Annotated in this window: 28 protein-coding genes; 17 read left to right on the plus strand and 11 right to left on the minus strand. The window is 62.2% G+C overall.

The features are described 5' to 3' along the window. Nucleotides 1-126 precede the first annotated feature (126 nt). The 6 genes from mreD to tldD all read left to right on the plus strand — a co-directional run bounded on the left by mreD (nucleotide 127) and on the right by tldD (nucleotide 8,967). The gene (mreD, locus tag B3397_RS22090) at nucleotides 127-621 is read left to right on the plus strand and encodes a rod shape-determining protein MreD (protein WP_296254050.1); all 495 of its coding nucleotides are present in this window, start codon (nucleotides 127-129) and stop codon (nucleotides 619-621) included. A 37-nt stretch (nucleotides 622-658) separates the two neighbouring features. Beyond that, nucleotides 659-1,246: a Maf family protein gene (locus B3397_RS22095; protein WP_296254051.1), complete on the plus strand. Its 588-nt coding sequence runs from the start codon at nucleotides 659-661 to the stop codon at nucleotides 1,244-1,246. Between the two features lie 60 nt (nucleotides 1,247-1,306). Further along, the gene (rng, locus tag B3397_RS22100) at nucleotides 1,307-2,764 is read left to right on the plus strand and encodes a ribonuclease G (RefSeq protein ID WP_296254052.1); all 1,458 of its coding nucleotides are present in this window, start codon (nucleotides 1,307-1,309) and stop codon (nucleotides 2,762-2,764) included. Nucleotides 2,765-2,834: 70 nt separating this feature from the next. Beyond that, the gene (locus B3397_RS22105) at nucleotides 2,835-6,653 is read left to right on the plus strand and encodes a YhdP family protein (protein WP_296254053.1); all 3,819 of its coding nucleotides are present in this window, start codon (nucleotides 2,835-2,837) and stop codon (nucleotides 6,651-6,653) included. A 17-nt stretch (nucleotides 6,654-6,670) separates the two neighbouring features. Further along, the gene (locus tag B3397_RS22110) at nucleotides 6,671-7,522 is read left to right on the plus strand and encodes a carbon-nitrogen hydrolase family protein (protein ID WP_296254054.1); all 852 of its coding nucleotides are present in this window, start codon (nucleotides 6,671-6,673) and stop codon (nucleotides 7,520-7,522) included. Nucleotides 7,523-7,524: 2 nt separating this feature from the next. Continuing rightward, nucleotides 7,525-8,967, plus strand: a complete 1,443-nt coding sequence (gene tldD, locus B3397_RS22115; protein ID WP_296254055.1) for a metalloprotease TldD — start codon at nucleotides 7,525-7,527, stop codon at nucleotides 8,965-8,967. A 42-nt stretch (nucleotides 8,968-9,009) separates the two neighbouring features. On the opposite strand, the gene yjgA is transcribed toward tldD, so the two are convergent. Beyond that, entirely contained in the window at nucleotides 9,010-9,531 is a 522-nt protein-coding gene (yjgA, locus tag B3397_RS22120; protein WP_296254056.1) for a ribosome biogenesis factor YjgA, read from the minus strand. Nucleotides 9,532-9,639: 108 nt separating this feature from the next. Here yjgA and pmbA point away from each other — a divergent pair, with 108 nt between their 5' ends. The 5 genes from pmbA to B3397_RS22145 all read left to right on the plus strand — a co-directional run bounded on the left by pmbA (nucleotide 9,640) and on the right by B3397_RS22145 (nucleotide 13,988). Continuing rightward, the gene (gene pmbA, locus B3397_RS22125) at nucleotides 9,640-10,986 is read left to right on the plus strand and encodes a metalloprotease PmbA (protein ID WP_296254057.1); all 1,347 of its coding nucleotides are present in this window, start codon (nucleotides 9,640-9,642) and stop codon (nucleotides 10,984-10,986) included. 140 nt (nucleotides 10,987-11,126) lie between these two features. Continuing rightward, on the plus strand, nucleotides 11,127-11,522 hold the full coding sequence (locus B3397_RS22130; RefSeq protein ID WP_296254058.1) for a FagA protein: 396 nt from the start codon (nucleotides 11,127-11,129) through the stop codon (nucleotides 11,520-11,522). Continuing rightward, complete coding sequence (locus tag B3397_RS22135) at nucleotides 11,515-12,891, plus strand: class II fumarate hydratase (protein ID WP_296254059.1); 1,377 nt, start codon at nucleotides 11,515-11,517, stop codon at nucleotides 12,889-12,891. Before B3397_RS22130 ends, B3397_RS22135 begins: the two co-directional genes overlap by 8 nt. A 31-nt stretch (nucleotides 12,892-12,922) precedes the next feature. Next, nucleotides 12,923-13,375: a hypothetical protein gene (locus B3397_RS22140; RefSeq protein WP_296254060.1), complete on the plus strand. Its 453-nt coding sequence runs from the start codon at nucleotides 12,923-12,925 to the stop codon at nucleotides 13,373-13,375. 1 nt (nucleotide 13,376) lies between these two features. Then, entirely contained in the window at nucleotides 13,377-13,988 is a 612-nt protein-coding gene (locus tag B3397_RS22145; protein WP_296254061.1) for a superoxide dismutase, read from the plus strand. 170 nt (nucleotides 13,989-14,158) lie between these two features. Here the strand turns inward: B3397_RS22145 and B3397_RS22150 are convergent, their stop codons facing one another. The 10 genes from B3397_RS22150 to B3397_RS22195 all read right to left on the minus strand — a co-directional run bounded on the left by B3397_RS22150 (nucleotide 14,159) and on the right by B3397_RS22195 (nucleotide 21,178). Beyond that, nucleotides 14,159-14,431, minus strand: a complete 273-nt coding sequence (locus B3397_RS22150; protein ID WP_296254062.1) for an HPr family phosphocarrier protein — start codon at nucleotides 14,429-14,431, stop codon at nucleotides 14,159-14,161. A gap of 16 nt (nucleotides 14,432-14,447) precedes the next feature. Further along, the gene (gene rapZ, locus B3397_RS22155; protein WP_296254063.1) at nucleotides 14,448-15,305 is read right to left on the minus strand and encodes an RNase adapter RapZ; all 858 of its coding nucleotides are present in this window, start codon (nucleotides 15,303-15,305) and stop codon (nucleotides 14,448-14,450) included. A gap of 2 nt (nucleotides 15,306-15,307) precedes the next feature. Then, on the minus strand, nucleotides 15,308-15,772 hold the full coding sequence (gene ptsN / locus B3397_RS22160) for a PTS IIA-like nitrogen regulatory protein PtsN (protein ID WP_296254064.1): 465 nt from the start codon (nucleotides 15,770-15,772) through the stop codon (nucleotides 15,308-15,310). Nucleotides 15,773-15,784: 12 nt separating this feature from the next. Beyond that, a complete protein-coding gene (gene hpf / locus B3397_RS22165) occupies nucleotides 15,785-16,093 on the minus strand; it encodes a ribosome hibernation-promoting factor, HPF/YfiA family (RefSeq protein WP_049860579.1) in 309 nt (102 codons plus the stop codon). Between the two features lie 77 nt (nucleotides 16,094-16,170). Next, nucleotides 16,171-17,664: an RNA polymerase factor sigma-54 gene (locus tag B3397_RS22170; RefSeq protein ID WP_296254065.1), complete on the minus strand. Its 1,494-nt coding sequence runs from the start codon at nucleotides 17,662-17,664 to the stop codon at nucleotides 16,171-16,173. Between the two features lie 161 nt (nucleotides 17,665-17,825). Next, nucleotides 17,826-18,551 carry an LPS export ABC transporter ATP-binding protein gene (gene lptB / locus B3397_RS22175; protein ID WP_296254066.1) on the minus strand — a complete coding sequence of 242 codons (726 nt, stop codon included), beginning with the start codon at nucleotides 18,549-18,551 and terminating at the stop codon, nucleotides 17,826-17,828. Further along, on the minus strand, nucleotides 18,551-19,096 hold the full coding sequence (gene lptA, locus B3397_RS22180; RefSeq protein ID WP_296254067.1) for a lipopolysaccharide transport periplasmic protein LptA: 546 nt from the start codon (nucleotides 19,094-19,096) through the stop codon (nucleotides 18,551-18,553). The genes lptB and lptA overlap by 1 nt, the downstream gene beginning before the upstream one ends. Further along, nucleotides 19,083-19,655, minus strand: a complete 573-nt coding sequence (lptC, locus tag B3397_RS22185) for an LPS export ABC transporter periplasmic protein LptC (RefSeq protein WP_296254068.1) — start codon at nucleotides 19,653-19,655, stop codon at nucleotides 19,083-19,085. Before lptC ends, lptA begins: the two co-directional genes overlap by 14 nt. Before the next feature lie 8 nt (nucleotides 19,656-19,663). Further along, the gene (locus tag B3397_RS22190; RefSeq protein WP_296254069.1) at nucleotides 19,664-20,203 is read right to left on the minus strand and encodes a KdsC family phosphatase; all 540 of its coding nucleotides are present in this window, start codon (nucleotides 20,201-20,203) and stop codon (nucleotides 19,664-19,666) included. Next, nucleotides 20,204-21,178: a KpsF/GutQ family sugar-phosphate isomerase gene (locus B3397_RS22195; RefSeq protein WP_296254070.1), complete on the minus strand. Its 975-nt coding sequence runs from the start codon at nucleotides 21,176-21,178 to the stop codon at nucleotides 20,204-20,206. Nucleotides 21,179-21,446: 268 nt separating this feature from the next. On the opposite strand from B3397_RS22195, the gene B3397_RS22200 reads away from it, so the two are divergent. From B3397_RS22200 to B3397_RS22225, 6 genes are all read left to right on the plus strand, one after another. Next, on the plus strand, nucleotides 21,447-22,256 hold the full coding sequence (locus tag B3397_RS22200) for an ATP-binding cassette domain-containing protein (RefSeq protein ID WP_296254071.1): 810 nt from the start codon (nucleotides 21,447-21,449) through the stop codon (nucleotides 22,254-22,256). Then, entirely contained in the window at nucleotides 22,256-23,053 is a 798-nt protein-coding gene (gene mlaE / locus B3397_RS22205) for a lipid asymmetry maintenance ABC transporter permease subunit MlaE (RefSeq protein WP_296254072.1), read from the plus strand. Before B3397_RS22200 ends, mlaE begins: the two co-directional genes overlap by 1 nt. Beyond that, nucleotides 23,053-23,520, plus strand: coding sequence for an outer membrane lipid asymmetry maintenance protein MlaD (mlaD, locus tag B3397_RS22210; protein WP_296254073.1), 468 nt, complete (start codon nucleotides 23,053-23,055; stop codon nucleotides 23,518-23,520). Before mlaE ends, mlaD begins: the two co-directional genes overlap by 1 nt. Nucleotides 23,521-23,530: 10 nt before the next feature. Continuing rightward, entirely contained in the window at nucleotides 23,531-24,184 is a 654-nt protein-coding gene (locus B3397_RS22215) for an MlaC/ttg2D family ABC transporter substrate-binding protein (protein ID WP_296254074.1), read from the plus strand. Further along, nucleotides 24,184-24,486 carry an STAS domain-containing protein gene (locus tag B3397_RS22220; RefSeq protein ID WP_296254075.1) on the plus strand — a complete coding sequence of 101 codons (303 nt, stop codon included), beginning with the start codon at nucleotides 24,184-24,186 and terminating at the stop codon, nucleotides 24,484-24,486. Before B3397_RS22215 ends, B3397_RS22220 begins: the two co-directional genes overlap by 1 nt. A 113-nt stretch (nucleotides 24,487-24,599) precedes the next feature. Further along, entirely contained in the window at nucleotides 24,600-24,839 is a 240-nt protein-coding gene (locus B3397_RS22225; protein WP_296254076.1) for a BolA family protein, read from the plus strand.

A 24,839-nucleotide genomic window follows, 5' to 3' on the forward strand; every position in this document is an offset into this window, starting at 1 on the left:
GCATGGCTCGACGCCTGCGACTCACCCCGCGTCCACCCCTGCTGCTCCGGCAGCCACCCCCAACCGCTCGGCGCCTGCCACGCAACCGCGTAGCACCGCGCCGGCCACGAACAGGGAGAGGCAATAATGGTGGGTACTCGCGCCAGAAGCGGTAACGGCTGGGTGATCTGGCTGACCTTCGTGGTTGGCCTTCTGCTCAGCGTTTCACCCATGCCGCAGTTCATGGAAATCCTGCGTCCGCTGTGGCTGGCGCTGCTGCTGTCGTTCTGGTGCCTGGCCGTGCCGCACCGCGTCGGCATGACCACCGCCTGGGTGCTGGGCCTGGCCGAAGACGTGTTGTACGGCACCCTGCTGGGGCAGAATGCCTTGATCCTGAGCCTGATCACCTTCCTGATCCTGTCTCTGGCGCAACGCATGCGCAATTTCCCGATGTGGCAGCAGTGCCTGGTGATCCTGGTGGTATTCGGCCTGGCGCAACTGGTGCAGCTGTGGCTCAGCGCCCTGACCGGCAACCGCCAACCCACCTTGGCCCTGCTGCTGCCGGCCCTGATGAGCGCCTTGCTCTGGCCGTGGGTCAGTTACCTGCTGCGCGGCCTGAGAAAACGCCTGGGCATCAACTGACTGGCCCGCACGCCGGCCCGACAAGGAGAGGCTCCCCGTGACACGACTCTACCTGGCTTCCGGTTCTCCCCGCCGCCGTGAACTGCTGACGCAGATCGGCGTGCCCTTCACCGTGGTAACCGCCCCGATCGACGAAACCCCACACCCGAGCGAAGCGCCCGAGCACTACGTTCAGCGCATGGCCATGGAAAAAGCCCGTGCCGGCTGGCAGAGCCTGGCCGAGCCCAGCGATGCACTGGTGCTCGGTGCGGACACTGCTGTGGTGCTCGACGGCAGGATTCTTGGCAAACCCGTGGACCAGGCCGATGGGCTGGCCATGCTCACCTCGCTGGCGGGTCGCAGCCATCAGGTCATCACCGCCGTGGCGCTGTTCGATGGTCAGCAGCACCAGACGCTGGCCGAGTCCGCGGTGGTGACCTTTCGCCAGATCTGCGTCAATCAGGCGCGTGCCTATTGGGCCAGCGGCGAACCGGCGGACAAAGCGGGTGGCTATGCTATCCAGGGCCTTGGCGCAGTATTCGTAGAAAAGGTCGAAGGCAGTTATTCTGCGGTAGTGGGCCTAGGCCTCTACCAGACGGCCCTGGCCCTGGAGCGCAACGGAATCGCTTGCTGGCAGGCCGTATGACTCGCGGTGGGAACACGCCGCCCTCATTACAATAAAGACACCAGGAACGAGAACCCAGCCATGAGCGAAGAGATTCTGATCAACATCACGCCGATGGAATCGCGCGTGGCCGTGGTAGAAAACGGTGTCCTGCAAGAAGTCCACGTCGAGCGCACCCAGCGCCGCGGCATCGTCGGCAATATCTACAAAGGCAAAGTGGTGCGCGTGCTGCCCGGCATGCAGGCGGCGTTCATCGACATCGGCCTGGACCGCGCCGCCTTCATTCATGCCTCGGAAATCTCGGTCCGTGAAGGTTCGGCGGTGGAAACCATCAGTGCGCTGGTGCACGAGGGCCAGAGCCTGGTGGTGCAGGTGACCAAGGACCCGATCGGGTCCAAGGGCGCGCGCCTGACCACTCAGCTGTCGATCCCTTCGCGCTATCTGGTGTATATGCCCCGCACCAGTCATGTCGGCATTTCGCTGAAGATCGAAGACGAGAACGAGCGCGACCGCCTGAAGAAGGTAGTGGCCGATTGCGTCGAGCAGGAAGGCATCAAGGAAGTCGGTGGGTTCATCCTGCGCACCGCCGCCGAAGGCGCCGGGGCCGATGAAATCCTCATGGACATCCGTTATCTGCGTCGCCTCTGGGACCAGATCAACGCCCAGATCAAGACGGTCGGCGCCCCTACCGAAATCTACGAGGACCTGGGCCTGGCCCTGCGTACCCTGCGCGACCTGGTCAACCCGAAGATCGAAAAGATCCGCATCGATTCCCGGGAAACCTTTCAGAAGACTACCCAGTTCGTCGCCGAGCTGATGCCGGAAATCGCCGATCGCCTGGAGCACTATCCCGGCGAGCGGCCCATCTTCGACCTGTACGGTGTGGAAGACGAGATCCAGCGGGCGCTGGACCGCAAGGTTCCGCTCAAGTCCGGTGGCTACCTGGTGGTCGATCCCGCCGAGGCCATGACCACCATCGATGTCAACACCGGCGCCTTCGTCGGCCACCGCAATCTCGAAGAGACCATCTTCAAGACCAACCTGGAAGCGGCTACCGCCATTGCCCGGCAGCTGCGCCTGCGCAACATCGGCGGCATCATCATCATCGACTTCATCGACATGGAAGATGAAGAGCACCAGCGCCAGGTGCTGCGCACCCTGGAGAAGCAGCTGGAGCGCGACCACGCCAAGACCAACATCATCGGCATCACCGAACTCGGTCTGGTGCAGATGACCCGCAAGCGTACCCGCGAGAGCCTGGAGCAGGTGCTGTGCGAGCCCTGCCTGTGCTGTCAGGGGCGCGGCAAGCTGAAAACGCCGGAAACCATTTGCTACGAGATTTTTCGGGAAATCCTGCGTGAGGCGCGCGCCTATCAGGCCGAGGGCTACCGGGTGCTGGCCAACCAGAAAGTGGTGGACCGATTGCTCGACGAAGAATCGGGCAATGTGGCCGAACTCGAGGCGTTCATCGGCCGAACCATTCGCTTCCAGGTCGAGTCAATGTATTCCCAGGAACAATACGACGTGGTGCTGCTCTGAACCCACTAGCCGTTCGATTCGACACCTTCATGCCCCAGGTTGACGCCGCGCGTCGCGGGGGCATGCCGACATGGCCCGCCTGACCGGTTTCATCGCGGGTTTGGCGCGTTGGGGCCTGGGGCTGTGCGCCTTGTTGCTGATCCTGCTGGCGCTGTACGTCAGTCTGGGCCGCCAGTTCATTGGGTTGGTGGCTGAATACGACGCCGAGGTCGAGGCCAAGGCCTCGGCAGCCCTGGGCATGCCGGTCAGCATTGGCAGCCTGGAGGGCCGCTGGAGCCGCCTGGCGCCAGTGATCCTGGCCCATGATGTGACCGTGGGGCAGGGCGCCAGCGCCGTGCGTCTGGACCAGGTGCGCGTATTGCCTGATGTGTGGGGCAGCCTGCTGGCGCGTGCACCGCGCATCGAGCATCTGGAGGTCAGCGGATTGCAGGTAGCCCTGGCCGAGGACGCAGCGGGCAAGTGGTCGCTCAAAGGCCTGCCCAGCCGTGACGACAAGCCGTTCGACCCCGAGCAGACCCTGCGCCAGATGCAGCAGGTCCATCGGCTCTCGGTGCTCGACAGCCAACTGACCCTGCAACCGTTCGAGCATGAGCCCATGACGCTCACCTACGTGGGCGTGAGCCTGCGCAGCGGCGCTTCCAGCCAGCGTCTGGACGTGCGTCTGAACCTGCCCGACGGTCAGCCGCTGGCGTTCAACCTGGCCACCCGCATCCGCGCCGAGCGCTGGCGCGAGGGCTCAGCCAAGGCCTACCTGAACCTGCCGCAGAGTGACTGGGCCCAGTGGCTCCCGGCCAGATACACCCAGCGCTGGCGCGTCGAGGCGCTCAAGGCGGGCGGCGAATTCTGGCTGGACTGGGCAGATGGCACCGTACAAAGCGCCGTCACCCGGCTCAACGCCCCGACGTTGCGCGCCGCGTACGCCGAGCGCAAGCCCTACGCCATTGACGACTTGGCACTCAATGCCTGGTTCCAGCGCAATGCCGAAGGCTTCGACCTGAACCTCAGCTCCCTGGCCATGACGCTGGGCAAGGATCGCTGGGAAAGCCATGTGGCGCTCAGGCAATCGGCTGCCAGTGATGGCCACGAGGAGACCTGGCACGTGCAGGCCGATCGCCTCGACCTGACCCCGATCACGCCGCTGCTCGATGCCCTGATACCGCTGCCGGAGAACGTAGCGCCTGTGGTGGACGGTCTGAAGGTCACCGGGGCGCTGCGCAACGTGCTCCTGGACATCCGCCCCAAGGCCAGCGGGGACCAGCGCCTGAGCTATGCCGCCAACCTGGAGAAGGTAGGCTTCAATGCCTATCATGGCGCGCCAGCGGCCGGTAATGTCAGCGGCAGCCTGAGCGGCAATCTCGGCCAGGGCGAACTGCGCCTGGCCACCGACGACTTCATGCTGCACCTGGACCCGATCTTCGATAAGCCTTGGCACTACCTCAAGGCCAATGCCCGCCTGAACTTCAAGCTCGATCAGCAAGGCTTCACCCTGATCGCGCCCTACATCAAGGTGTTGGGCGAGGAGGGTCAGGTGGCCGCTGACTTCCTTATTCGATTGCCGTTCGATCATGATGTCGAACCCTATATGGACCTGCGCGTCGGCCTGGTGGAGGGCGATGGCGCCTACACCAGCAAATACCTGCCTGAAGCCCTGAGCCCGGCGGTCGACCAGTGGCTGCGCACCGCGGTCAAGCAGGGCGCAGTGGAACAGGGCTATTTTCAGTATCAGGGTTCCCTCGCCAAGGCCGCGCCGGCCCATTCGCGCAGCATTACCCTGTTCTTCAAGGTCCACGACGCGGTGCTGGCCTTTCAGCCCGGCTGGCCGGAGGCCCGCAAGGTGGACGGCAACGTCTACATCCAGGATGGCGACGTGCGCATCGAGGCCAGCAAAGGCCAGATCCTCGATACCCAGGTCAGGGATGTCTCGGTCACCGTGCCCCATGTCCCCCTGGGCGAGCCGAGCCATCTGTACGTCAAGGGCAGCTTCGACGGTGGTCTCGCGGACGGCCTGAAAATCCTGCAGGACGCACCCATCGGCACGGACGAGATTTTCGCCGGCTGGGAGGGCGAGGGCCCGATCAAGGGCAAGCTGGATCTCGACGTGCCCCTGGTCAAGGGGCTGGAGCCCAAGGTGGTGGTGGACTTCAATACCGTCGGCGCACGGCTGAAGATCAAGTCCCCCGAGCTTGAGTTGAGCCAACTCAAAGGTGCGTTCCGCTTCGATTTCGACAAGGGCCTCAGCGGACAGGGCATCACCGCCCGCGCGTTCGATCGACCGGTCAATGCGCAGATCTTTGCCGAAGGCAAACCCGGCAGCCCCCGCACCCGGCTCACCGCCAGCAGCCAGATCGGCGTGAAGCGTCTGGCGGACTGGTTGCAGGTCAAGCAGGCGCTGCCGGCTTCCGGCGACATCGACTACCAGCTCCAGCTTCTGCTCGCCGGTAGCAGCAGTGAGTTGGCCGTGAATTCCAATCTCAAGGGGGTCAGCATCGATCTGCCGGCGCCGTTCGGCAAGGCTGTCGACGAGGCCCGCGACACTGCCTTTCGCATGAATCTGCAAGGGCCGGAGCGGCGTATCGACGTTGCTTACGCGGGCCTGGCCAGCTTTGTCTATGCGGCCCCGCCTGCCGCCCTGGCCGATGGCCGTGGCGAATTGCTGATCGGCCAGGCCAACGCGCAACTGCCAACGGCCAAGGGCCTGCGCGTTCGCGGCACTTTCGAAACCCTGGACCTGGACCCCTGGCAGCAGCAGGCGCAGAACTACACCGGCGGCGATCCGGCAGGCAGTGCCAAGCAGGTATTGAACGAGGTCGATCTGCGGGTCGGCACCCTCAAGGGCTTTGGTCAGCAGCTGGATCAGGCCAGTGTCCAGCTCAAGCGCAGTGCCAGTGCCTGGAACCTGGCCGTGGCCAGTCAACAGATCACGGGCAAGGTGACGTTGCCCGATGCCAAGGGTGTGCCTATTGATGTCAACCTCGACACCGTGCGCCTGCCGCCCGTGGACCCGGACGCCATCAAACCCGACAATCCGGTCGAAGCGCCTGATCCGTTGGCCTCGGTAGACCCGCGCAAGATTCCGGCGGTGGACGTGAAAATCCTCAAGCTGTTGCAGGGTGATTCGTTGATCGGTGCCTGGTCGTTGAAGCTGCGTCCCACCACCAACGGCGTCGCCCTCAACGATCTCGACCTGGGCCTCAAGGGTTTGCAGCTGCAAGGTGCCGCTGGCTGGGAAGGCGCGCCGGGCGCTTCCAGCACCTGGTTCAAGGGTCGCCTGGAAGGCAAGAACCTGGCCGACGTGCTCAAGGCCTGGAATTTTGCGCCGACCGTGACCAGCCGCGATTTTCACCTGGATGCCGACGGGCGCTGGCCGGGCTCGCCCGCCTGGGTGGGCCTCAAACGCTACTCCGGCAGCCTGGACGCTACCTTGCGTGACGGCCAGTTCGTCGAAGTGGAGGGGGGAGCGCAAGCCTTGCGGGTGTTCGGCCTGCTCAACTTCAACTCCATCGGCCGACGCCTGCGTCTGGACTTCTCCGATGTGCTTGGCAAGGGTTTGAGCTACGATCGAGTCAAGGGCTTGCTGGTGGCCAGTGATGGCGTCTACGTGACGCGCACGCCGATCACCATGGAAGGCCCGTCGACCAACATTGAACTCAACGGCACCCTGGACATGGTCAACGATCAGGTGAATGCCAAGCTGCAGGTGGCGCTGCCGATCACCAACAGCCTGCCGATCGCGGCGCTGCTGGTGGGCGCTCCGGCGGTGGGCGGTGCGTTGTTTCTGGTCGATAAGCTGCTGGGTGACCGGGTGTCGCGGTTTGCCAGCGTGCAATACCGCATCGAGGGCCCGTGGAAAGATCCGAAGATGACGCTGGATAGACCCTTCGCCAAGTGACCGACATTGGAGGCTGCATGTCCCTCGCCGTGATTCAGATGGTCAGCCAACCGGATGTGGCGGTCAACCTGGCCCAGGCTCGACGCTTGCTCGAGCAGGCGGCCGAGGCCGGTGCCCGGTTGGCGGTTCTGCCGGAAAACTTCGCGGCCATGGGGCGGCGCGACGTCGCCGAACTGGGGCGCGCCGAAGCCGTTGGGCAGGGACCGATACTGCCGTGGTTGAAACAGGCCGCCCGCGACCTCAAGTTATGGATAGTGGCCGGTACCTTGCCATTGCCGCCGGCAGCAGTGCCGTTGGGCAAGGCATGTGCCTGTTCGTTGCTGATCGACGATCAGGGCCAGGTAGTGGCGCGCTACGACAAGCTGCACCTGTTCGACGTCGACGTGGCCGACAATCGCGGCCGCTATCGAGAGTCGGATGACTATGCCCACGGGCAACGGATCGTAGTGGCGGACACCCCGGTCGGTCGACTGGGCCTGACGGTCTGCTATGACTTGCGTTTCCCCGAGCTCTACAGCGCCCTGCGCGAGGCTGGGGCAGAATTGATCACCGCGCCTTCGGCCTTTACCGCCGTGACCGGTGCGGCGCATTGGGATGTGCTGATCCGCGCGCGGGCCATCGAAACCCAGTGCTACATCCTGGCGGCGGCCCAGGGGGGTATGCACCCCGGCCCTCGGGAAACCTACGGTCATGCCGCGATTGTCGATCCCTGGGGACGCATCGTGGCCCAGCAGGCGCAAGGCGAAGCAGTATTGCTGGCCGAGCGCGACAGTACCGAACAAGCGTCCATTCGGGCGCGCATGCCGGTGGTCAGTCACCGGCGACTATTTGCGCAGGGCGCGTTGCGACCTGCGAACAGCGCGGAGTAAATATGAGCCAGATGTTATCCACCGTCAGTGAACACCTGCTGGCCCCAGGCGGCCTGACCATCGACAGCCTGCAATCGGTGCTGGGCGAGTTGGCCGGCCCCGGTATCGATGCCGCCGACCTGTATTTCCAGGGGCAGATCTCGGAGTCCTGGGCGCTGGAAGACGGCATCGTCAAGGAAGGCAGTTTCAATCTCGACCAAGGTGTAGGCGTGCGCGCGCAGTCCGGCGAGAAAACCGGCTTTGCCTACAGCAATGCCATCACCCAGGATGCCCTGGTCCAGGCTGCCCGCGCAGCCCGTTCGATCTCCCGTGCCGGTCAGAACGGCCGGGTGCAGGCATTCAGCAGCCCGGCGATCACCGAGTTGTATGGTCCGGACAATCCGTTGGAAGTGTTGACTCGGGCCGAGAAGGTCGACCTGCTCAAGCGCGTCGATGCCGCCACCCGAGCGCTGGACCCGCGTATTCAGCAGGTCACCGTGAGCATGGCGGGGGTGTGGGAGCGCATTCTGATCGCCGCCGCCGATGGCAGCCTGGCGGCCGATGTCCGGCCACTGGTGCGCTTCAACGTCAGTGTGATCGTGGAGCAGAACGGTCGACGCGAACGGGGTGGCCACGGTGGCGGCGGGCGTACCGATTACCGCTATTTCCTCGCCGAAGACCGCGCCATGAGCTATGCCCGCGAGGCGCTGCGCCAGGCACTGGTGAACCTCGAAGCCATTCCGGCGCCTGCCGGCACCTTGCCAGTGGTGATGGGCGCGGGGTGGTCCGGTGTGCTGCTGCACGAAGCCGTAGGCCATGGCCTGGAAGGCGACTTCAACCGCAAGGGCAGTTCGGCCTACAGTGGCCGCATCGGCGAAATGGTTGCCTCCAGCCTGTGCACCATCGTTGACGACGGCACCCTGGCGGGCCGCCGTGGGTCCCTGAGCGTCGATGACGAAGGCACCCCCACCCAATGCACCACGTTGATCGAAAACGGCGTGCTCAAAGGCTATATGCAGGACAAGCTGAATGCGCGCCTGATGGGCGTGGCCTGTACCGGAAATGGTCGTCGTGAATCCTACGCTCACCTGCCGATGCCGCGCATGACCAACACCTACATGCTCGGCGGGCAGAGTGATCCGGCCGAAATCATTGCCTCGGTGAAGAAGGGCATCTACTGCGCCAACCTCGGCGGTGGCCAGGTCGATATCACCAGCGGCAAGTTCGTGTTCTCCACCAGCGAGGCCTACCTGATCGAAGACGGCAAGATCACCACACCTGTCAAAGGCGCGACACTGATCGGCAACGGCCCGGAAGCGATGAGCAAGGTGTCGATGGTCGGTAACGATCTGGCGCTGGACAGCGGGGTAGGGACGTGTGGCAAGGATGGACAGTCGGTGCCAGTGGGTGTCGGCCAGCCGACCCTGAAGATCGATGCCATCACCGTAGGCGGTACGGGCGCGTGAGGACGTGCCGGGCAGGCCGAGCGGCCTGCCTGAAACAGCGGACTAGCGTAAGCCCCGTTGGGTCTCGTCGAGTTCGCGGATGTATTTGAAGATCTTGCGCGTGGTGGCCGGCGGCTTGTTGTGGGCCGTCTCGTGCTGAGCCTGGCGAACCAGGTTGCGCAGGTGCTGACGATCGGTGTCCGGGTACTCGGCAAAAAACGCCTCCAGAACCTGATCCGGGCCTGCCACCAGGCGGTCGCGCCAGCGTTCCAGATTGTGGAAGCGCTCGTTGTACTGCCGGGTCGAGGCATCCAGTTGGTCCAGCAGCGCCAGAATGGCGTCGGTGTCCTGGTCGCGCATCAGCTTGCCGATGAACTGGATATGCCGTTTGCGGGCGATGTGCGCGGTGTGCTTGGAAGCATCGGCCAGTGCCCGGCGCAGCGCGTCGGTCAACGGCAGCTTGGCCAGAACATCGGGCTTGAGGGTCGTGAGGCGCTCGCCCAGATCCACCAGCGCATGCAGCTCGCGCTTGACCTGAGTTTTGCTTTTTCCCTCGTCGAGGGAGTCGTCGTAAGAATCAACCATGGGGGCAGTCCGCAAATAAACGCCGCCATGATAACCAGTCGGGGGCCGCTTGTCTGGCCCGGCCGTAGATCGGCCTTAGCCGAAACAGGAATTTGAGTGGAGAACAGCATGAACGCAGCCCAGAGTGTCGGCCCGCAGGCATTGCCGGCTTTGCAGGAGCAGGTCGAGCAGATCATCGCCGAGGCCAAGCGCCAGGGGGCCAGTGCCTGTGAAGTGGCAGTGTCGCTGGAGCAGGGCCTGTCGACGTCGGTGCGCCAGCGTGAAGTCGAAACCGTTGAATTCAACCGTGACCAGGGCTTTGGCATCACTTTGTACGTGGGCCAGCGCAAGGGCTCGGCGAGCACCTCGGCCAGCGGCCCGGACGCGATCCGCGAGACCGTGGCGGCGGCACTGGCGATTGCCAAACACACCTCCGAAGACGAAAGCTCGGGCCTTGCCGACGCCGCGCTGATGGCCCGGGAGCAGCCGGATTTCGATCTCTATCACGCCTGGGATATCAGTCCCGAGCAGGCCATCGAAAAAGCCCTGGCCTGCGAGGCGGCGGCCTTCGATGCCGAACCCCGCATCAAGAATGCCGACGGCACCACGCTCAACACCCATCAGGGCTGCCGGGTCTACGGCAACAGCCACGGTTTCATCGGTGGCTATGCCTCCACTCGCCACAGCCTGAGCTGCGTGATGATCGCCGAAGGCGACGGCCAGATGCAGCGCGACTACTGGTACGACGTCAGCCGCCAGGGCGAACTGCTGGCCGACCCTGCGTTCATTGGCCAGCGCGCTGCACAGCGCGCGGCCAGTCGTTTGGGCGCGCGTCCGGTGCCGACGTGCGAAGTGCCGGTGCTGTTTTCCGCGGAGTTGGCCGGTGGACTGTTCGGCCATCTGCTGGCGGCCGTATCGGGCGGCAACCTGTATCGCAAGTCTTCGTTTCTGGAAGGGGCGCTGGGCGAGCGGCTGTTCCCCGAATGGCTCACTCTGGACGAACGTCCGCACCTGATGCGGGCCATGGGCAGTGCGGCGTTCGATGGCGATGGCCTGGCCACCTACGCCAAGCCGTTCGTCGAAAATGGCCAGTTGGTGTCTTATATCCTCAGTACCTACTCGGGCCGCAAACTGGGCCTGCCAAGCACTGCCAACGCCGGCGGCGTGCACAATCTGTTCGTTACCCATGGTGATGAAGACCAGCAGGCGCTGATTCGGCGCATGGGCCGCGGCCTGCTGGTGACCGAACTGATGGGCCATGGTCTGAACATGGTCACCGGCGACTACTCCCGCGGCGCGGCAGGATTCTGGGTGGAGAACGGCGAGATTCAATTCCCGGTCCAGGAAGTCACCATTGCCGGCAACATGCGCGACATGTTCAAGCAGATCCTGGCGGTGGGCAATGACCTGGAGCTGCGCAGCAACATCCGCACCGGCTCGGTGCTGATCGAGAAAATGACGGTGGCGGGGAGCTGAGAGACCGCTCCCACAGGCGACGCAGATCCCCTGTGGGAGCGGATTCTACCCGTGATAGGGCCCCCGAGGTCACCACAAACCTTGCGTTGATTCTCAATATCAATTAATAATAAAACTCATTCCGGCAATGAGATGCGCCGATGAGAGCCGTCGTACACGAGCTGCCCTACCTGGAAAACTGGCGTTGGCTGAGTCGCCAGATCCGCTGCGCGTTGGTGCCGGACGAGCCGCGGGTGATCGATCATTACCTCGCAGAGGGCCGCTACCTGGCCCGGTTCACGCCCACGTCGTCCTGGACGGTGGCTCACACCTCGTTCCGCCTGTTGCTCGACACCGCTCAGGATCAGGCACTGCCCTGGCACTGGCGAGGCCTGTGCCTCGACCAGGCCTGGCGCCCGCTGCGTGACCTGCGCAACGCCGCCGACACCCCTCACCTTATCAAGCAATGGCAAGCGTGCGCCCAGCAACTGGCGCGCTGCGAACTGCTGCCATCGATTCCAGTCACCGATCTGCTGCAAGGATATTCCGATGAGTAATACCCGTATCGAGCGTGACAGCATGGGCGAACTGCACGTGCCCGAAGCGGCCCTGTATGGCGCCCAGACTCAACGCGCGGTCAACAACTTCCCGATCAGTCACCTGCGCATGCCCAGCCAGTTCATTCGCGCGCTGGTACTGGCCAAAGCGGCGGCGGCCAAAGCCAACGTGGAACTGGAGCAGATCAGTGCGGCCCAGGGCGAGGCCATCGTCAAAGCCTGCGAACAGCTGCTGGCTGGCGATTACATGCAGCATTTTCCGGTGGACATCTACCAGACAGGTTCCGGCACCAGTTCCAACATGAACGCCAACGAGGTGATCGCCACGCTCGCCACGCGCCTGCTCGGCGAGGCCGTTAACCCGAATGACCACGTCAATTGCGGTCAGAGCAGCAACGACATCATCCCTACCACCCTTCACGTCAGTGCCGCACTGGCGTTGCACGAGCAACTGCTGCCCGCGCTCGAGCATCTGGTAGAGGTGATCGAGCGCAAGTCCGAACAGGTTCATCATCACGTCAAGACCGGCCGCACCCACCTGATGGATGCCATGCCGGTGCGCATGAGCCAGGTGCTCAATGGCTGGGCCGCCCAGATCAAGGCCAATATCGGCCATCTGCAATCGCTGCAACCGGCCCTGCAATCGCTGGCCCAGGGCGGCACTGCGGTGGGCACCGGCATCAATGCCCACCCCCAGTTCGCAGCACGCTTCAGCACTCAGCTCAGCGCCCTTACCCAGGTGCAGTTCAAGCCCGGCCAGGACCTGTTCGCCCTGATTGGCTCCCAGGACACCGCCGTCGCCGTGTCCGGGCAGCTCAAGGGCACGGCCGTGAGCTTGATGAAAATCGCCAATGACCTACGCTGGATGAACTCCGGTCCGTTGGCGGGCCTGGGTGAAATCGAACTCGAAGCCTTGCAGCCGGGGTCCTCGATCATGCCCGGCAAGGTCAATCCGGTGATCCCCGAGGCCACCGCCATGGTTGCGGCCCAGGTGATCGGCAACGACGCCACCATTACCGTGGCCGGACAGTCGGGCAACTTCGAGCTCAACGTCATGTTGCCGATCATTGCCCAGAACCTGCTCTCGAGCATCGAGCTACTGGCCAATGTCAGCCGCCTGCTGGGTGACAAGGCCATCGCGACCTTTAAGGTCAACGAAGCCAAGCTCCAGGAAGCGCTGGCCCGCAACCCGATCCTGGTGACGGCGTTGAATCCGATCATCGGTTATCAGAAAGCGGCGCAAATCGCCAAGCAGGCCTACAAGGAAGGGCGCCCGATCATCGATGTCGCCCTGGAGAACACCGACCTCAGCCGCGACCAGCTGACGACCTTGCTGGACCCGGAAAAACTCACCGCAGGCGGCATCTAGCCGCTTGGCCACTGTTTGGGAGGCATCCGCCATGCAGCACTGGAAAAGCACCATCGAGCAAGCCAACCGCTGCTTCATGCAGGGTGAACTCATCGATGCGCGAGAGCACTACCTGCATGCATTGGCCTGGGCCCAGGTGCTCTTCGAGCGCTGGGCGGATGTCGACGAGGCCGTGGCGGCCTGTGTGATCTCTCATCACAACCTGGCGGATCTGCATCTACAGTTAAATCAGCCAGAGGAAAGCGCCGAGTACCTGTGTGCCATTCACCAACGGTTGCTGCAAGCTGCCCAGGACACTCGTCTATCCCCGGCCCTGCGCGAAGCCGCGTTGCGCCACAGCAGTAAAACCTATGCCGAACTGCTTGGCTTCATCAGCCGGCACGGGGAATACCCCCGTACGCAACGGCTGCTCTACAGCGGCGTCGATACCCACGTGGCGGCGGCTCACATTGCCGCGCCGACCCATCATCACGGAGTTCACTGAAATGCCTTATACCTTGCCTGCTCTGCCTTACGCCTACGATGCGCTGGAACCGCACATCGATGCGGCCACCATGGAAATCCACCACACCAAGCACCACCAGACCTACATCACCAACGTCAATGCCGCGATCGAGGGGACCGAATACGCCGACTGGCCGGTGGAAAAGCTGGTGGGTGCGGTCAAGCAGTTGCCTGAAAAGCTACAGGGCGCAGTGACCAACCACGGTGGCGGCCATGCCAACCACAGCTTGTTCTGGGAAGTCATGTCGCCCCAGGGTGGTGGCCAGCCTCAAGGCGACGTGGCCAGCGCCATCGATTCCCAGTTGGGTGGCTTCGACGCCTTCAAGGAGGCCTTCACCAAGGCGGCCCTGAGCCGCTTTGGCAGCGGTTGGGCCTGGCTCAGCGTGACCCCGGAGAAAAAACTGGTGGTGGAAAGCAGCGGTAACCAGGACAGTCCATTGATGAGCGGCAATACGCCGATTCTGGGTCTGGACGTCTGGGAGCATGCCTACTACCTGAAGTACCAGAACCGTCGCCCTGAATACATCAATGCGTTCTATAACGTGGTGGATTGGGCCAACGTCGAAAAACGCTACCAAGCCGCGATTGGCTGAGGCCAGGACCTATGGGATCCAGAGCCTTGCCATTGAGTAATGTCCGGCTGCTGCGTCTGGCGCTAGGTACCACGCTGTTGCTGGCGGGGGGCTTGTTGCTGGTGGGGGAGTTGGTGACCTGGATGGGGCTCTAGGACTCTGGGGTGGGGGGCAGCGCAAAGCCCCCTCACTCATTCCCCTTCGTCGAACTTCGCCTCGATCAGCTTCGCTATCGCATCCAGCGCTTCCTGAGCCTGCTCTCCCTCGGTACTCAGAAAGATCGAAGTCCCTTTGCCCGCCGCCAGCATCATGACGCCCATGATGCTCTTGCCGTCCACCATGGATTGCTCTGTGCGGCCCACGCGCACCTGACAAGGGTATTTGCCGGCCACGCCGACGAACTTGGCCGCGGCCCGGGCATGCAAGCCGAGCTTGTTGATGATTTCGATCTGGAGAGCGGGCATTGCGCGGGGGATCCTTTCAGCTGAGGTCGCGATGGCGAACCTGGACGTTCTTGAGCGACTGCTGCAGCAGTTGGCCCAAACGCTCGGTGATGTAAACGGAGCGGTGGTGCCCACCGGTGCAGCCAATGGCGATGGTGACATAGGCTCGGTTGCTGGCGGCAAAGCGAGGCAGCCACTTGAGCAGGTAACTGGAGATGTCCTGGTACATTTCCTCGACATCCGGCTGGGCGGCGAGGTACTCCGCCACGGGCGCATCCAGCCCTGACTGTTCGCGCAGCTCCGGTTTCCAGTAGGGGTTGGGCAGGCAGCGCACATCGAACACCAGATCGGCGTCCACCGGCATGCCACGCTTGAACCCGAAGGACTCCACCAGAAACGCCGTGCCCGGCTCAGGCTTGTTCAGCAGCCGCACCTTGATGGCATCGCGCAGCTGGTACAGGTTGAGATTGGTGGTGTTGATCTTGAGATCGGCCAGGTCGGCGATGGGGCCCAGCAGGTCGGTTTCCACGCGAATCGCTTCGGCCAGCGAGCGATTGTTGCTGCTCAATGGGTGGCGTCTGCGTGTCTCGGAGAAACGCTTGAGTAGGGTTTCCTCGTCTGCGTCCAGATACAGCACGTCGCAGTGAATGTGCCTGGCGCGCACCTCTTCCAGCAATTGCGGGAAGCGCGACAGGTGACTGGGAAGGTTGCGCGCGTCGATCGATACCGCCACCAGTGGCTGGGCCAACTCGGTGTGGATCAGCGCTCGTTCCGCCAGTTCTGGCAACAAACCCGCCGGCAGGTTATCGATGCAATAGAAACCGTTGTCCTCGAGGACATCCAGGGCGGTGCTTTTGCCTGAGCCGGAACGGCCGCTGACGATGATCAAACGCATGGCTAATGACCGTTCTGTTCGTCCAATACCACTTGGTACAAGGCCTGGTTGGTGGAGGCGGCGCGCAGTTTTTCCCGAACCTCCTTGCGGTCCAGCATGCTGGCAATCTGGCGAAGCAGCTCCAGATGCGCGTCGGTCGCAGCCTCCGGCACCAGCAATACGAACAGCAGATCGACCGGTGCACCGTCGATGGCGTCGTAGTCGATCGGCGCTTTGAGGTGAATCAGGGCACTGACCGGCTGCATGCAGCCTTTCAGGCGGCAATGCGGGATGGCGATGCCGTTGCCGAAGCCAGTGGAGCCGAGTTTTTCTCGAGCCAGCAGCGCTGCATACACGGTTTGAGTGTTCAGATCTGGCACTTCATGGCCGATCAGGTTGGCGATCTGTTCGATCACTTTCTTCTTGCTGTCGCCCGGCACGTTCACCAGGGAACGGCCGGGGGTCAGGATGGTTTCTAGTCGAATCATGGGAGGGGAGTGTCAGCGAGCAGTCGCGCCTTGCAGCAGACTCTGCTGTTTTTCCTTATGCTTTTTGAGTTGGCGATCCAGCTTGTCGGTAAGCAGGTCGATGGCCGCGTACATGTCATCATGTTCAGCATTGGCAACCACTTCACCACCGGGTATGCGCAAGGTGGCTTCGATTTTCTGTTTGAGCTTCTCGACCTCCATGATCACCTGAACATTGGTGATCTTGTCGAAATGGCGTTCAAGACGTTCAAGTTTCTCCCCGATGTAGGTCCGCAGGGGTTCGGTCACATCCAGTTGGTGTCCACTGATGTTGACTTGCATACCGCTTCTCCTTATTGCCATTGCATAAAGAGGCAGGCTGGAGGCCTGCCACTGGAACGCTGTGGCACACCGCAGGCTTACATCAACCGCTTGCGTTCGCTGGACGGCGCAATCCCGAGGGACTCGCGATACTTGGCGACGGTTCGGCGGGCTACCTGGATGCCTTGTGCCTCCAGTAAACCAGCGATCTTGCTGTCACTCAACGGCTTTTTCTGATTTTCGGCGGCGACCAGTTTCTTGATGATCGCGCGGATCGCCGTGGACGAGCATTCGCCGCCCTCGGATGTGCTGACATGGCTGGAGAAAAAGTATTTCAGCTCGTATATGCCACGGGGCGTGTGCATGTACTTTTGCGTGGTAACCCGGGAAATGGTCGACTCGTGCATGCCGACCGCCTCGGCGATGTCGTGCAGCACCAACGGCTTCATCGCCTCGTCGCCGTAGTCCAGGAAGCCGCGCTGATGCTCGACGATCTGAGTGGCCACTTTCATCAGGGTTTCGTTGCGGCTCTGCAGGCTCTTGATGAACCAGCGTGCCTCCTGCAACTGGTTGCGCATGAACGTATTGTCGGCGCTGGTATCGGCGCGGCGCACGAAGCCGGCGTATTGCGGGTTCACCCGCAACCGTGGCACCGCTTCCTGGTTAAGCTCCACCAGCCAGCGCTCGCTGTCCTTGCGCACGATCACGTCCGGCACCACATACTCGGGTTCACTGGACTCGATCTGCGAACCAGGGCGCGGGTTCAGGCTCTGGACCAGCTCGATCACCTGGCGCAGTTCGTCTTCCTTGAGCTTCATGCGCCGCATCAATTGGCTGTAGTCGCGGCTGCCCAGCAGGTCGATGAAATCGCCCACCAGACGCTGGGCCTCGGCCAGCCAGCGGGTCTTGGCCGGCAATTGACGCAATTGCAGGGCCAGGCATTCACTGAGGTCGCGGGCGCCGATACCGGCCGGTTCGAACTGCTGGATGCGATGCAGCACGGCTTCGACTTCATCGAGCTCGATATCCAGCTCGGGATCGAACGACTGGCAGATCTCTTCCAGGCTTTCGTCGAGGTAGCCCTGGTTGTTGATGCAGTCGATCAGCGTCACGGCAATCAGCCGGTCGGTATCGGACATCGGTGCCAGGTTCAACTGCCACAACAGGTGGCTTTGCAGGCTCTCTCCAGCCGAGGTGCGCGTGGTGAAATCCCACTCGTCGTCATCGTTGCTGGGCAGGCTGCTGGCGCTGGTCTGGTAGATGTCTTCCCAGGCCGTGTCCACCGGCAGTTCATTGGGGATGCGCTCGTTCCAGTCGCCTTCTTCCAGGTTGTCCACCGTCGGTGCGGACTCCTGAAAGCTCGGCTCCTGGATTTCCTGGGCGGGCTTGTGCTCGATATTGTCAGCCAATGGATCGCTGTTATCGAAGTCGTCGCCTTCTTCCTGGCGTTCCAGCATGGGATTGGACTCCAGCGCTTCCTGGATTTCCTGCTGGAGGTCCAGGGTGGAGAGCTGGAGAAGGCGTATGGCCTGTTGCAACTGCGGTGTCATCGTCAGTTGCTGGCCCATTCGTAGGACGAGCGATGGTTTCATGGCAGGGGCTTAACACCTTATTCGCCGGCGCGAGGCGCCTTCTACTACGGGGTACCGAGGTACCCAACTTATGTCGTAAGCAAATTATATGCCTGAAAGCCGAGCCTTTGCCTAGACCTGCGCTGAAATTACCGCGCCAGACCGCCGCGGTAGGGGTGGCGTTACAGGCGGAACTCGTGCCCCAGATAAACCTCTTTCACCAGCTCATTGGCCAGGATGGTTTCGGCATTGCCTTCGGCGATCAACTGGCCATCGTTGACGATATAAGCAGTCTCGCAGATGTCCAGGGTCTCGCGCACGTTGTGATCGGTTATAAGAACACCGATACCTTTAGTCTTGAGGTGATGGATGATCTGCTTGATGTCACCCACCGAAATCGGGTCGACACCGGCGAAGGGTTCGTCCAGCAGGATGAACTTGGGCGCCGTCGCCAGGGCTCGGGCGATCTCCACGCGCCGACGTTCACCACCGGACAGGCTCATGCCCAGGTTGTCGCGGATATGGGTGATGTGGAATTCCTGCAGCAGGCTTTCCAGTTCCGCCAGACGAGCCGAGCTGTCCAGTTCCTTGCGGGTTTCCAGGATGGCCATGATGTTGTCGGCCACCGACAGCTTGCGGAAGATCGAGGCTTCCTGCGGCAGGTAGCCAATGCCGGAGCGGGCGCGACCATGCATCGGTTGGTGGCTGACGTCCAGGTCGTCGATCAGCACGCGACCCTGGTCGGCCTGCACCAGGCCTACGATCATGTAGAAGCAGGTGGTCTTGCCAGCGCCGTTGGGGCCCAGCAGGCCGACGATCTGTCCGCTTTCGATGGACAGGCTGACGTCGCGCACGACCTGCCGGCTCTTGTAGCTCTTGGCCAGATGCTGGGCTTTGAGGACTGCCATTACTGGGCCTTCTGCTGTGCGTCGGTTTTCTTTTTCGGCTGGATCACCATGTCGATGCGCGGACGCGGCGTGGTGATCTTGCTGCCGTTGGCGCGGCCGGCGTTGACCACCTGGCGCACGGTGTCGTAGACGATCTTCTCGCCTTCGGAGGTGTTGCCGTCATTGATGACCTTGGCCTTGTCGATCAGCACGATGCGGTCCTGTGCCGCAAAGTACTGAATGGTCACGCCGTAAGCCTGGACGATGGGCTTGTCCACCGCAGGCTTCTGCTCGTAATAGGCCAGATTGCCCACGGCTGTGAACACGTCCACGTCGCCGGTGGCATTGCGGGTGATGGTCACGGTGTTGCCGGTGATCTTCATCGATCCCTGGGTAATGATGACATTGCCCTTGTAAGTAGCCACGCCCTGCTTGTCGTCGAGCTGGGCGTCGTCGGACTGGATATGGATGGGCTGATCGCGGTCAGTCGGCAGTGCCCAGGCGCTCGCGCTTCCCAGTGCTGCGCTCAGGCTGAGCAAAAAGGGGAGGGTTTTAACGAGCCTCATACTGTCCTCTTACGTTGGACAGCAAGTTGATCTTGCTGTCATTCAGGTACGCTTTCATTCCCTTGGCCGTCGACACGCCGCCGGCGCCGTCGATTCTAACGTCTTGGTCTGTCTGCGCATATTGCTTCTGTGGGAAAACGGTCATGCGCGAGCTGGTGATCACCGTCGCGCGGCTTTTCTGGTCGGTACGCGCAACCCGCACCGAGTCGATCAGTTCCACCTCGGAGCCATCCGGATTCACCTCGCCGCGCTCGCTGGTCACGTGCCACGGGTAGACCGTGCCGCGATACAGCTGCATGTCGGGCTTGGTCAGCAGGGTCACTTCGGAGGCTTTGACATGCTCGACCTTCTCGGCGGTCATGTCGTACTGGATGCCACCGTCAGGCAGGAACTGCTTGGCCCGCGCATTCGTGGCGTAGTAGTCGATCTGGCTTTCATCGACGGCTGCCACGGGCTGGTCGAGGAAGCGTTCAGGGCTCACGTTCCAGTAGCCGATGGCCGCAAACAACAGGGCCAGGGTACCGAACAGCAGGATAGTGCGTATTTTCTTGGTCAGCATGGGTCGCTCTACAGGTAAGCCGCCTGGGCTGCTTCGAGGTTGCCCTGGCCGCGCAGGATCAGCTCGCAGAATTCCCGAGCGGCGCCTTCGCCGCCCCGGGCCTGGGTAATGCCATCGGCATGTTCGCGCACGAAACCGTTGGCGTTGGCCACGGCCATGCCCAGGCCTACCCGGCGAATCACGGGCAGATCCGGCAGGTCGTCGCCCAGATAGGCCACTTGCTCATAGCTTAGGCCGAGTTCGGCGATCAGGCCGTCGAGCACCACCAATTTGTCTTCGCGTCCCTGGAACAGGTGAGCAATGCCCAGGTTCTTCGCGCGCCGCTCCACCACCGGGCTCTTGCGGCCGGTGATGATGGCGGTGGTCACGCCACTGTTGATCAACATCTTGATGCCCTGGCCGTCCAGGGTGCTGAAGCTCTTGAATTCGCTGCCATCCTCGAGGAAGTACAGGCGCCCATCGGTGAGTACACCGTCGACGTCGAATACCGCCAGCTTGATGGCCTGGGTGCGTTGCAGCAGATTGCGGCTGATGTCTTCAGTGCTCATTCACATTACTCCCGCGCGCAGCAGGTCGCCGAGGTTGAAGGCGCCTACCGGGCAGTCTTGATCGTCAACGACGATCAGTGAGTTGATCTTGTTGTCTTCCATGATTTTCAACGCCTCGGCCGCGAGCATGTCGGGCCGCGCGGTCTTGCCATGGGACGTCATCACGTCATCGATTCGAGCGCTGTGGACGTCGATGGTGCGATCCAATGTCCGGCGCAGGTCACCGTCGGTGAATATCCCGGCCAAGCGGCCATCGGCTTCCAGAATTGCGGTCATGCCCAGGCCCTTGCGGGTCATCTCCATCAGCGCGTCGCGCAGCAAGGTGCCGCGTGGTACGTGGGGCAGCGCGCTGCCGGTGTGCATCACATGCTCGACCTTGAGCAACAGGCGTCGACCCAGGGCGCCGCCGGGATGGGAGAAGGCAAAGTCTTCGGCGGTAAACCCGCGGGCTTCCAGCAGGGCGATGGCCAGGGCGTCGCCCAGGACCAGCGCAGCGGTGGTGGAGGAGGTCGGTGCCAGGTTCAACGGGCAGGCCTCCTGGGCGACGCGAGCATCGAGGTTGACCTCGGCCGCTCGGGCCAGGGGCGAATCAGGGTTGCCGGTCAGACTGATCATGGGGATGCCCATGCGTTTTATCAGTGGCAGCAGGGTGACGATTTCCGCCGTGGACCCGGAGTTGGACAGTGCCAGAATCACGTCCTGGCGGGTGATCATGCCCATGTCTCCATGGCTGGCTTCGGCAGGGTGGACAAAGAACGAGGGCGTACCGGTACTGGCCAGGGTGGCGGCAATCTTGTTGCCCACGTGGCCCGATTTGCCCATGCCCAGCACGATGACGCGACCCTGAATGCCGAGAATCAATTCGCACGCTTTCACGAAATCGGCGTCGATATGTGCGAGCAAACCTTCCACCGCTTCGATCTCGAGGCGGATGGTACGGTGCGCGGATTGAATCAGGTCGCTGGTCTGGCTCATGGCAGAAATCGTTTGGCCCGGTGAAAAGGCGGCGATTATAGCGGGAATGAACGTTTGACTCACCTGCCTATTTCATCACGGCACAATCCATGGCCCGTACGGCGGGGCCATGGTGCTTTCTGTATCAACAATTGACAAGGGGGCCAACGATCTTGGGCGCGCGCTGTCTGCAATGCTATAGTTCGCCGCTTGTTCGGCCCACCCGGTCCAAGTGTCTCCGAGCAGGGGGCGAGCGTCCGAAGGTGAGGTTGTACCGCAAGGAGTTTAGATGAGTGCCGATAGCGCCTACGCAGTCGAGCTGAAGGGAGTCTCTTTCAAGCGCGGCTCGCGGAGCATTTTCAACAATGTCGATATCCGCATTCCACGCGGCAAGGTCACCGGCATCATGGGGCCTTCGGGATGTGGCAAGACCACGCTCCTGCGTTTGATGGGAGCGCAATTGCGGCCGTCCGCGGGGGAGGTCTGGGTCAACGGGCAGAACCTGCCGAGTCTGTCGCGAAGCGACCTGTTCGATGCACGCAAGCACATGGGTGTCCTGTTCCAGAGCGGCGCGCTGTTCACCGACCTGGACGTGTTCGAGAATGTCGCCTTCCCGCTGCGGGTACATACCGACCTGCCGGAAGACATGATTCGCGACATCGTGCTGATGAAGCTGCAGGCCGTGGGCTTGCGCGGTGCCATAGAGCTGATGCCCGACGAGCTGTCCGGTGGCATGAAGCGTCGCGTGGCACTGGCCCGTGCCATCGCGATGGATCCGCAGATTCTGATGTACGACGAGCCCTTCGTGGGGCAGGACCCGATCGCCATGGGCGTGCTGGTGCGCCTGATCCGCCTGCTCAACGATGCCCTGGGGATCACCAGTGTCGTGGTCTCCCACGACCTGGCAGAGACCGCCAGCATCGCCGACTACATCTATGTAGTGGGCGATGGACAGGTACTGGGTCAGGGCACTCCCGACGAGCTGATGGGGTCGGATAATCCGCGTGTCCGCCAATTCATGAAAGGCGACCCTGACGGGCCCGTGCCTTTTCATTTTTCCGCGCCCGATTACCGCGCCGATCTGCTGGGGAAGCGTTGATGCGCAGAAAATCAATTATCGAACGGATTCGTCTGTTCGGCCGCTCGGCCATGGACATGGTTGGCGTGCTGGGTCGCTCCGGGCTGTTCCTGGGGCATGCCTTGCTGGGGCGAGGCGGTATCGGTGGCGGCTTCCAGCTGCTGATCAAGCAGCTTTACTCGGTCGGCGTCATGTCGCTGCTGATCATCGTCGTGTCGGGCGTGTTCATCGGCATGGTGCTGGCCTTGCAGGGGTTCAGCATCCTGGCCAAGTACGGCTCGGAGCAGGCCGTGGGGCAGATGGTCGCCCTGACGTTGCTGCGCGAGCTCGGCCCGGTGGTCACCGCGCTGCTGTTCGCCGGACGTGCCGGTTCTGCGCTGACTGCCGAGATCGGCAACATGAAGTCCACCGAGCAGCTTTCCAGCCTGGAAATGATCGGTGTCGATCCGCTCAAGTACATCGTTGCACCGCGACTGTGGGCCGGTTTCATTTCCCTGCCGTTGCTGGCCATGATTTTCAGCGTCGTGGGTATCTGGGGTGGTTCCTGGGTTGCCGTGGACTGGCTGGGGGTCTATGAAGGATCGTTCTGGGCCAACATGCAGAACAGCGTCAACTTCACCGATGACGTGCTCAACGGTGTCATCAAGAGCCTGGTTTTTGCTTTTGTGGTCACCTGGATTGCGGTATTCCAGGGTTATGACTGTGAACCCACGTCCGAAGGCATCAGCCGCGCCACCACCAAGACGGTGGTCTATGCGTCGCTGGCCGTGCTCGGCCTGGACTTTATTCTGACTGCCCTGATGTTTGGAGATTTCTGATGCAAAACCGATCCCTGGAAGTCGGAGTCGGCCTGTTTCTTCTGGCCGGTATCCTGGCTTTGCTGCTGTTGGCCTTGCGTGTCAGTGGTCTGTCCACCAACGCGAACACCGAAAGCTACAAACTTTATGCTTATTTCGACAATATCGCCGGTTTGACTGTCAGAGCCAAGGTGACCATGGCCGGTGTAACCATCGGCAAGGTCACGGCAATCGATCTGGACCGCGACACCTTCACCGGTCGAGTGACGCTGCAACTGGACAAGAAAGTGGACAACCTGCCCACCGACTCCACTGCCTCGATCCTCACAGCCGGTTTGCTGGGCGAGAAGTACATCGGTATCAGCGTCGGTGGCGAAGAGGCCTTGCTCACCGACGGTGGGACCATCCACGACACCCAGTCTTCACTGGTGCTCGAGGACCTGATCGGCAAGTTCCTGCTTAATACGGTTAGCAAAGATGCCAAATAAGGAGTTTTCCATGTTTTCGATTTTGCGACGCAGCCTGTTGGTGCTGGTGGCTTTGCTGCCTATGTGGGCCAACGCGGCCCCTGCCGTATCCGCCCACCAGGTGGTGCAGGGCGTCACCGACAAGCTGCTTGGTGACCTTGAAGCCAACCGCGAAACCTACCGCACCAACCCGCAGGCCTTCTACGAGGCTTTGAACAACATCGTAGGCCCGGTGGTGGATGCCGACGGCATCTCGCGCAGCATCATGACCGTCAAGTATTCGCGCAAGGCGACGCCAGCGCAGATGCAGCGTTTCCAGGAAAACTTCAAACGCAGCCTGATGCAGTTCTATGGCAATGCCTTGCTCGAGTACAACAACCAGGGCATCACCGTAGGCCCGGCCAAGGATGAAAGCGGGACGCGCACCAGCGTCGACATGCAGGTCAAGGGCAACAACGGCGCCGTCTACCCGGTGTCCTACACCCTGGAAAACCTGAACAACGAATGGAAAGTGCGTAACGTCATCATCAACGGCATCAACATCGGCAAGCTGTTCCGTGATCAGTTCGCCGACAGCATGCAGCGCAACGGCAACGACCTGGACAAGACCATCGACGGTTGGGCCGGTGAAGTGGAAAAGGCCAAGAAGGTCACTGACGACGCTGCACCGAAGGCTGCCCAGTAATGGCCCAGGCATCTGTCCAGCTCGTGGCAGAGCAGCTGCAGCTCGCCGGCGTGCTCGACTACCGCACCGGTGCTGCCCTGCGCAAGCAGGGGCAGGCACTGATCCAGTCCAGCCCCGCCCAGGCCTTGGTCATCGATTGTGCGGGTGTCGAGAAATCCAGCAGCGTCGGCCTGTCGTTGCTACTGGGTTTCATGCGCGATGCCGAGGCCGCCGGCAAGGCGGTGCAGGTGCGGTCGCTGCCTCACGACATGAAGCAGATTGCCCAGGTCACGGGCATGACCGAGTTCTTTCCACAAGGTTGAGCGGTCGTCTACGAACGCCCTCCGTCTGAGCTCCCCAAGCGGGGTTCGCAGGCGGGCGGCTTTTTTTGTATGATGGCCGACCCGCGCGCACAGGGCGCCGATCGAGGTTGAGCATGCAGGCCGTAGAAGTTAAGGGCTTCCTTGAAGGGAAGTTGCCAGGAGTTCTGGTTGAAGTTGAAGGCGAAGGCTGCAACTTCCAGTTGAATGTGATCAGTGACGAGCTGACGGCACTGAGCCCGGTCAAGCGCCAGCAACAGATCTATGCTCATTTGAACCCATGGATCGCCGATGGCAGCATCCATGCGGTCACTATGAAATTCTTCAGCAGCGCAGCCTGGGCTGAGCGTTCCTGA

Source organism: Pseudomonas sp. UBA4194, from assembly GCF_002379585.1.
In the GTDB taxonomy this organism is placed as follows: Bacteria; Pseudomonadota; Gammaproteobacteria; order Pseudomonadales; family Pseudomonadaceae; genus Aquipseudomonas.

Coding starts and splice junctions, on each gene's coding strand:
- B3397_RS22200 (WP_296254071.1), top strand. CDS start 21,447: ATGAGTGCCGATAGCGCCTACGCAGTCGAGCTGAAGGGAGTCTCTTTC.
- ptsN (WP_296254064.1), bottom strand. CDS start 15,772: ATGATTCGACTAGAAACCATCCTGACCCCCGGCCGTTCCCTGGTGAAC.
- B3397_RS22130 (WP_296254058.1), top strand. CDS start 11,127: ATGAGAGCCGTCGTACACGAGCTGCCCTACCTGGAAAACTGGCGTTGG.
- B3397_RS22195 (WP_296254070.1), bottom strand. CDS start 21,178: ATGAGCCAGACCAGCGACCTGATTCAATCCGCGCACCGTACCATCCGC.
- lptC (WP_296254068.1), bottom strand. CDS start 19,655: ATGCTGACCAAGAAAATACGCACTATCCTGCTGTTCGGTACCCTGGCC.
- B3397_RS22140 (WP_296254060.1), top strand. CDS start 12,923: ATGCAGCACTGGAAAAGCACCATCGAGCAAGCCAACCGCTGCTTCATG.
- rapZ (WP_296254063.1), bottom strand. CDS start 15,305: ATGCGTTTGATCATCGTCAGCGGCCGTTCCGGCTCAGGCAAAAGCACC.
- B3397_RS22145 (WP_296254061.1), top strand. CDS start 13,377: ATGCCTTATACCTTGCCTGCTCTGCCTTACGCCTACGATGCGCTGGAA.
- B3397_RS22135 (WP_296254059.1), top strand. CDS start 11,515: ATGAGTAATACCCGTATCGAGCGTGACAGCATGGGCGAACTGCACGTG.
- B3397_RS22220 (WP_296254075.1), top strand. CDS start 24,184: ATGGCCCAGGCATCTGTCCAGCTCGTGGCAGAGCAGCTGCAGCTCGCC.
- B3397_RS22215 (WP_296254074.1), top strand. CDS start 23,531: ATGTTTTCGATTTTGCGACGCAGCCTGTTGGTGCTGGTGGCTTTGCTG.
- B3397_RS22110 (WP_296254054.1), top strand. CDS start 6,671: ATGTCCCTCGCCGTGATTCAGATGGTCAGCCAACCGGATGTGGCGGTC.
- mlaE (WP_296254072.1), top strand. CDS start 22,256: ATGCGCAGAAAATCAATTATCGAACGGATTCGTCTGTTCGGCCGCTCG.
- B3397_RS22190 (WP_296254069.1), bottom strand. CDS start 20,203: ATGAGCACTGAAGACATCAGCCGCAATCTGCTGCAACGCACCCAGGCC.
- mlaD (WP_296254073.1), top strand. CDS start 23,053: ATGCAAAACCGATCCCTGGAAGTCGGAGTCGGCCTGTTTCTTCTGGCC.
- pmbA (WP_296254057.1), top strand. CDS start 9,640: ATGAACGCAGCCCAGAGTGTCGGCCCGCAGGCATTGCCGGCTTTGCAG.
- B3397_RS22170 (WP_296254065.1), bottom strand. CDS start 17,664: ATGAAACCATCGCTCGTCCTACGAATGGGCCAGCAACTGACGATGACA.
- B3397_RS22225 (WP_296254076.1), top strand. CDS start 24,600: ATGCAGGCCGTAGAAGTTAAGGGCTTCCTTGAAGGGAAGTTGCCAGGA.
- lptB (WP_296254066.1), bottom strand. CDS start 18,551: ATGGCAGTCCTCAAAGCCCAGCATCTGGCCAAGAGCTACAAGAGCCGG.
- lptA (WP_296254067.1), bottom strand. CDS start 19,096: ATGAGGCTCGTTAAAACCCTCCCCTTTTTGCTCAGCCTGAGCGCAGCA.
- rng (WP_296254052.1), top strand. CDS start 1,307: ATGAGCGAAGAGATTCTGATCAACATCACGCCGATGGAATCGCGCGTG.
- mreD (WP_296254050.1), top strand. CDS start 127: ATGGTGGGTACTCGCGCCAGAAGCGGTAACGGCTGGGTGATCTGGCTG.
- B3397_RS22150 (WP_296254062.1), bottom strand. CDS start 14,431: ATGCCCGCTCTCCAGATCGAAATCATCAACAAGCTCGGCTTGCATGCC.
- B3397_RS22105 (WP_296254053.1), top strand. CDS start 2,835: ATGGCCCGCCTGACCGGTTTCATCGCGGGTTTGGCGCGTTGGGGCCTG.
- tldD (WP_296254055.1), top strand. CDS start 7,525: ATGAGCCAGATGTTATCCACCGTCAGTGAACACCTGCTGGCCCCAGGC.
- hpf (WP_049860579.1), bottom strand. CDS start 16,093: ATGCAAGTCAACATCAGTGGACACCAACTGGATGTGACCGAACCCCTG.
- yjgA (WP_296254056.1), bottom strand. CDS start 9,531: ATGGTTGATTCTTACGACGACTCCCTCGACGAGGGAAAAAGCAAAACT.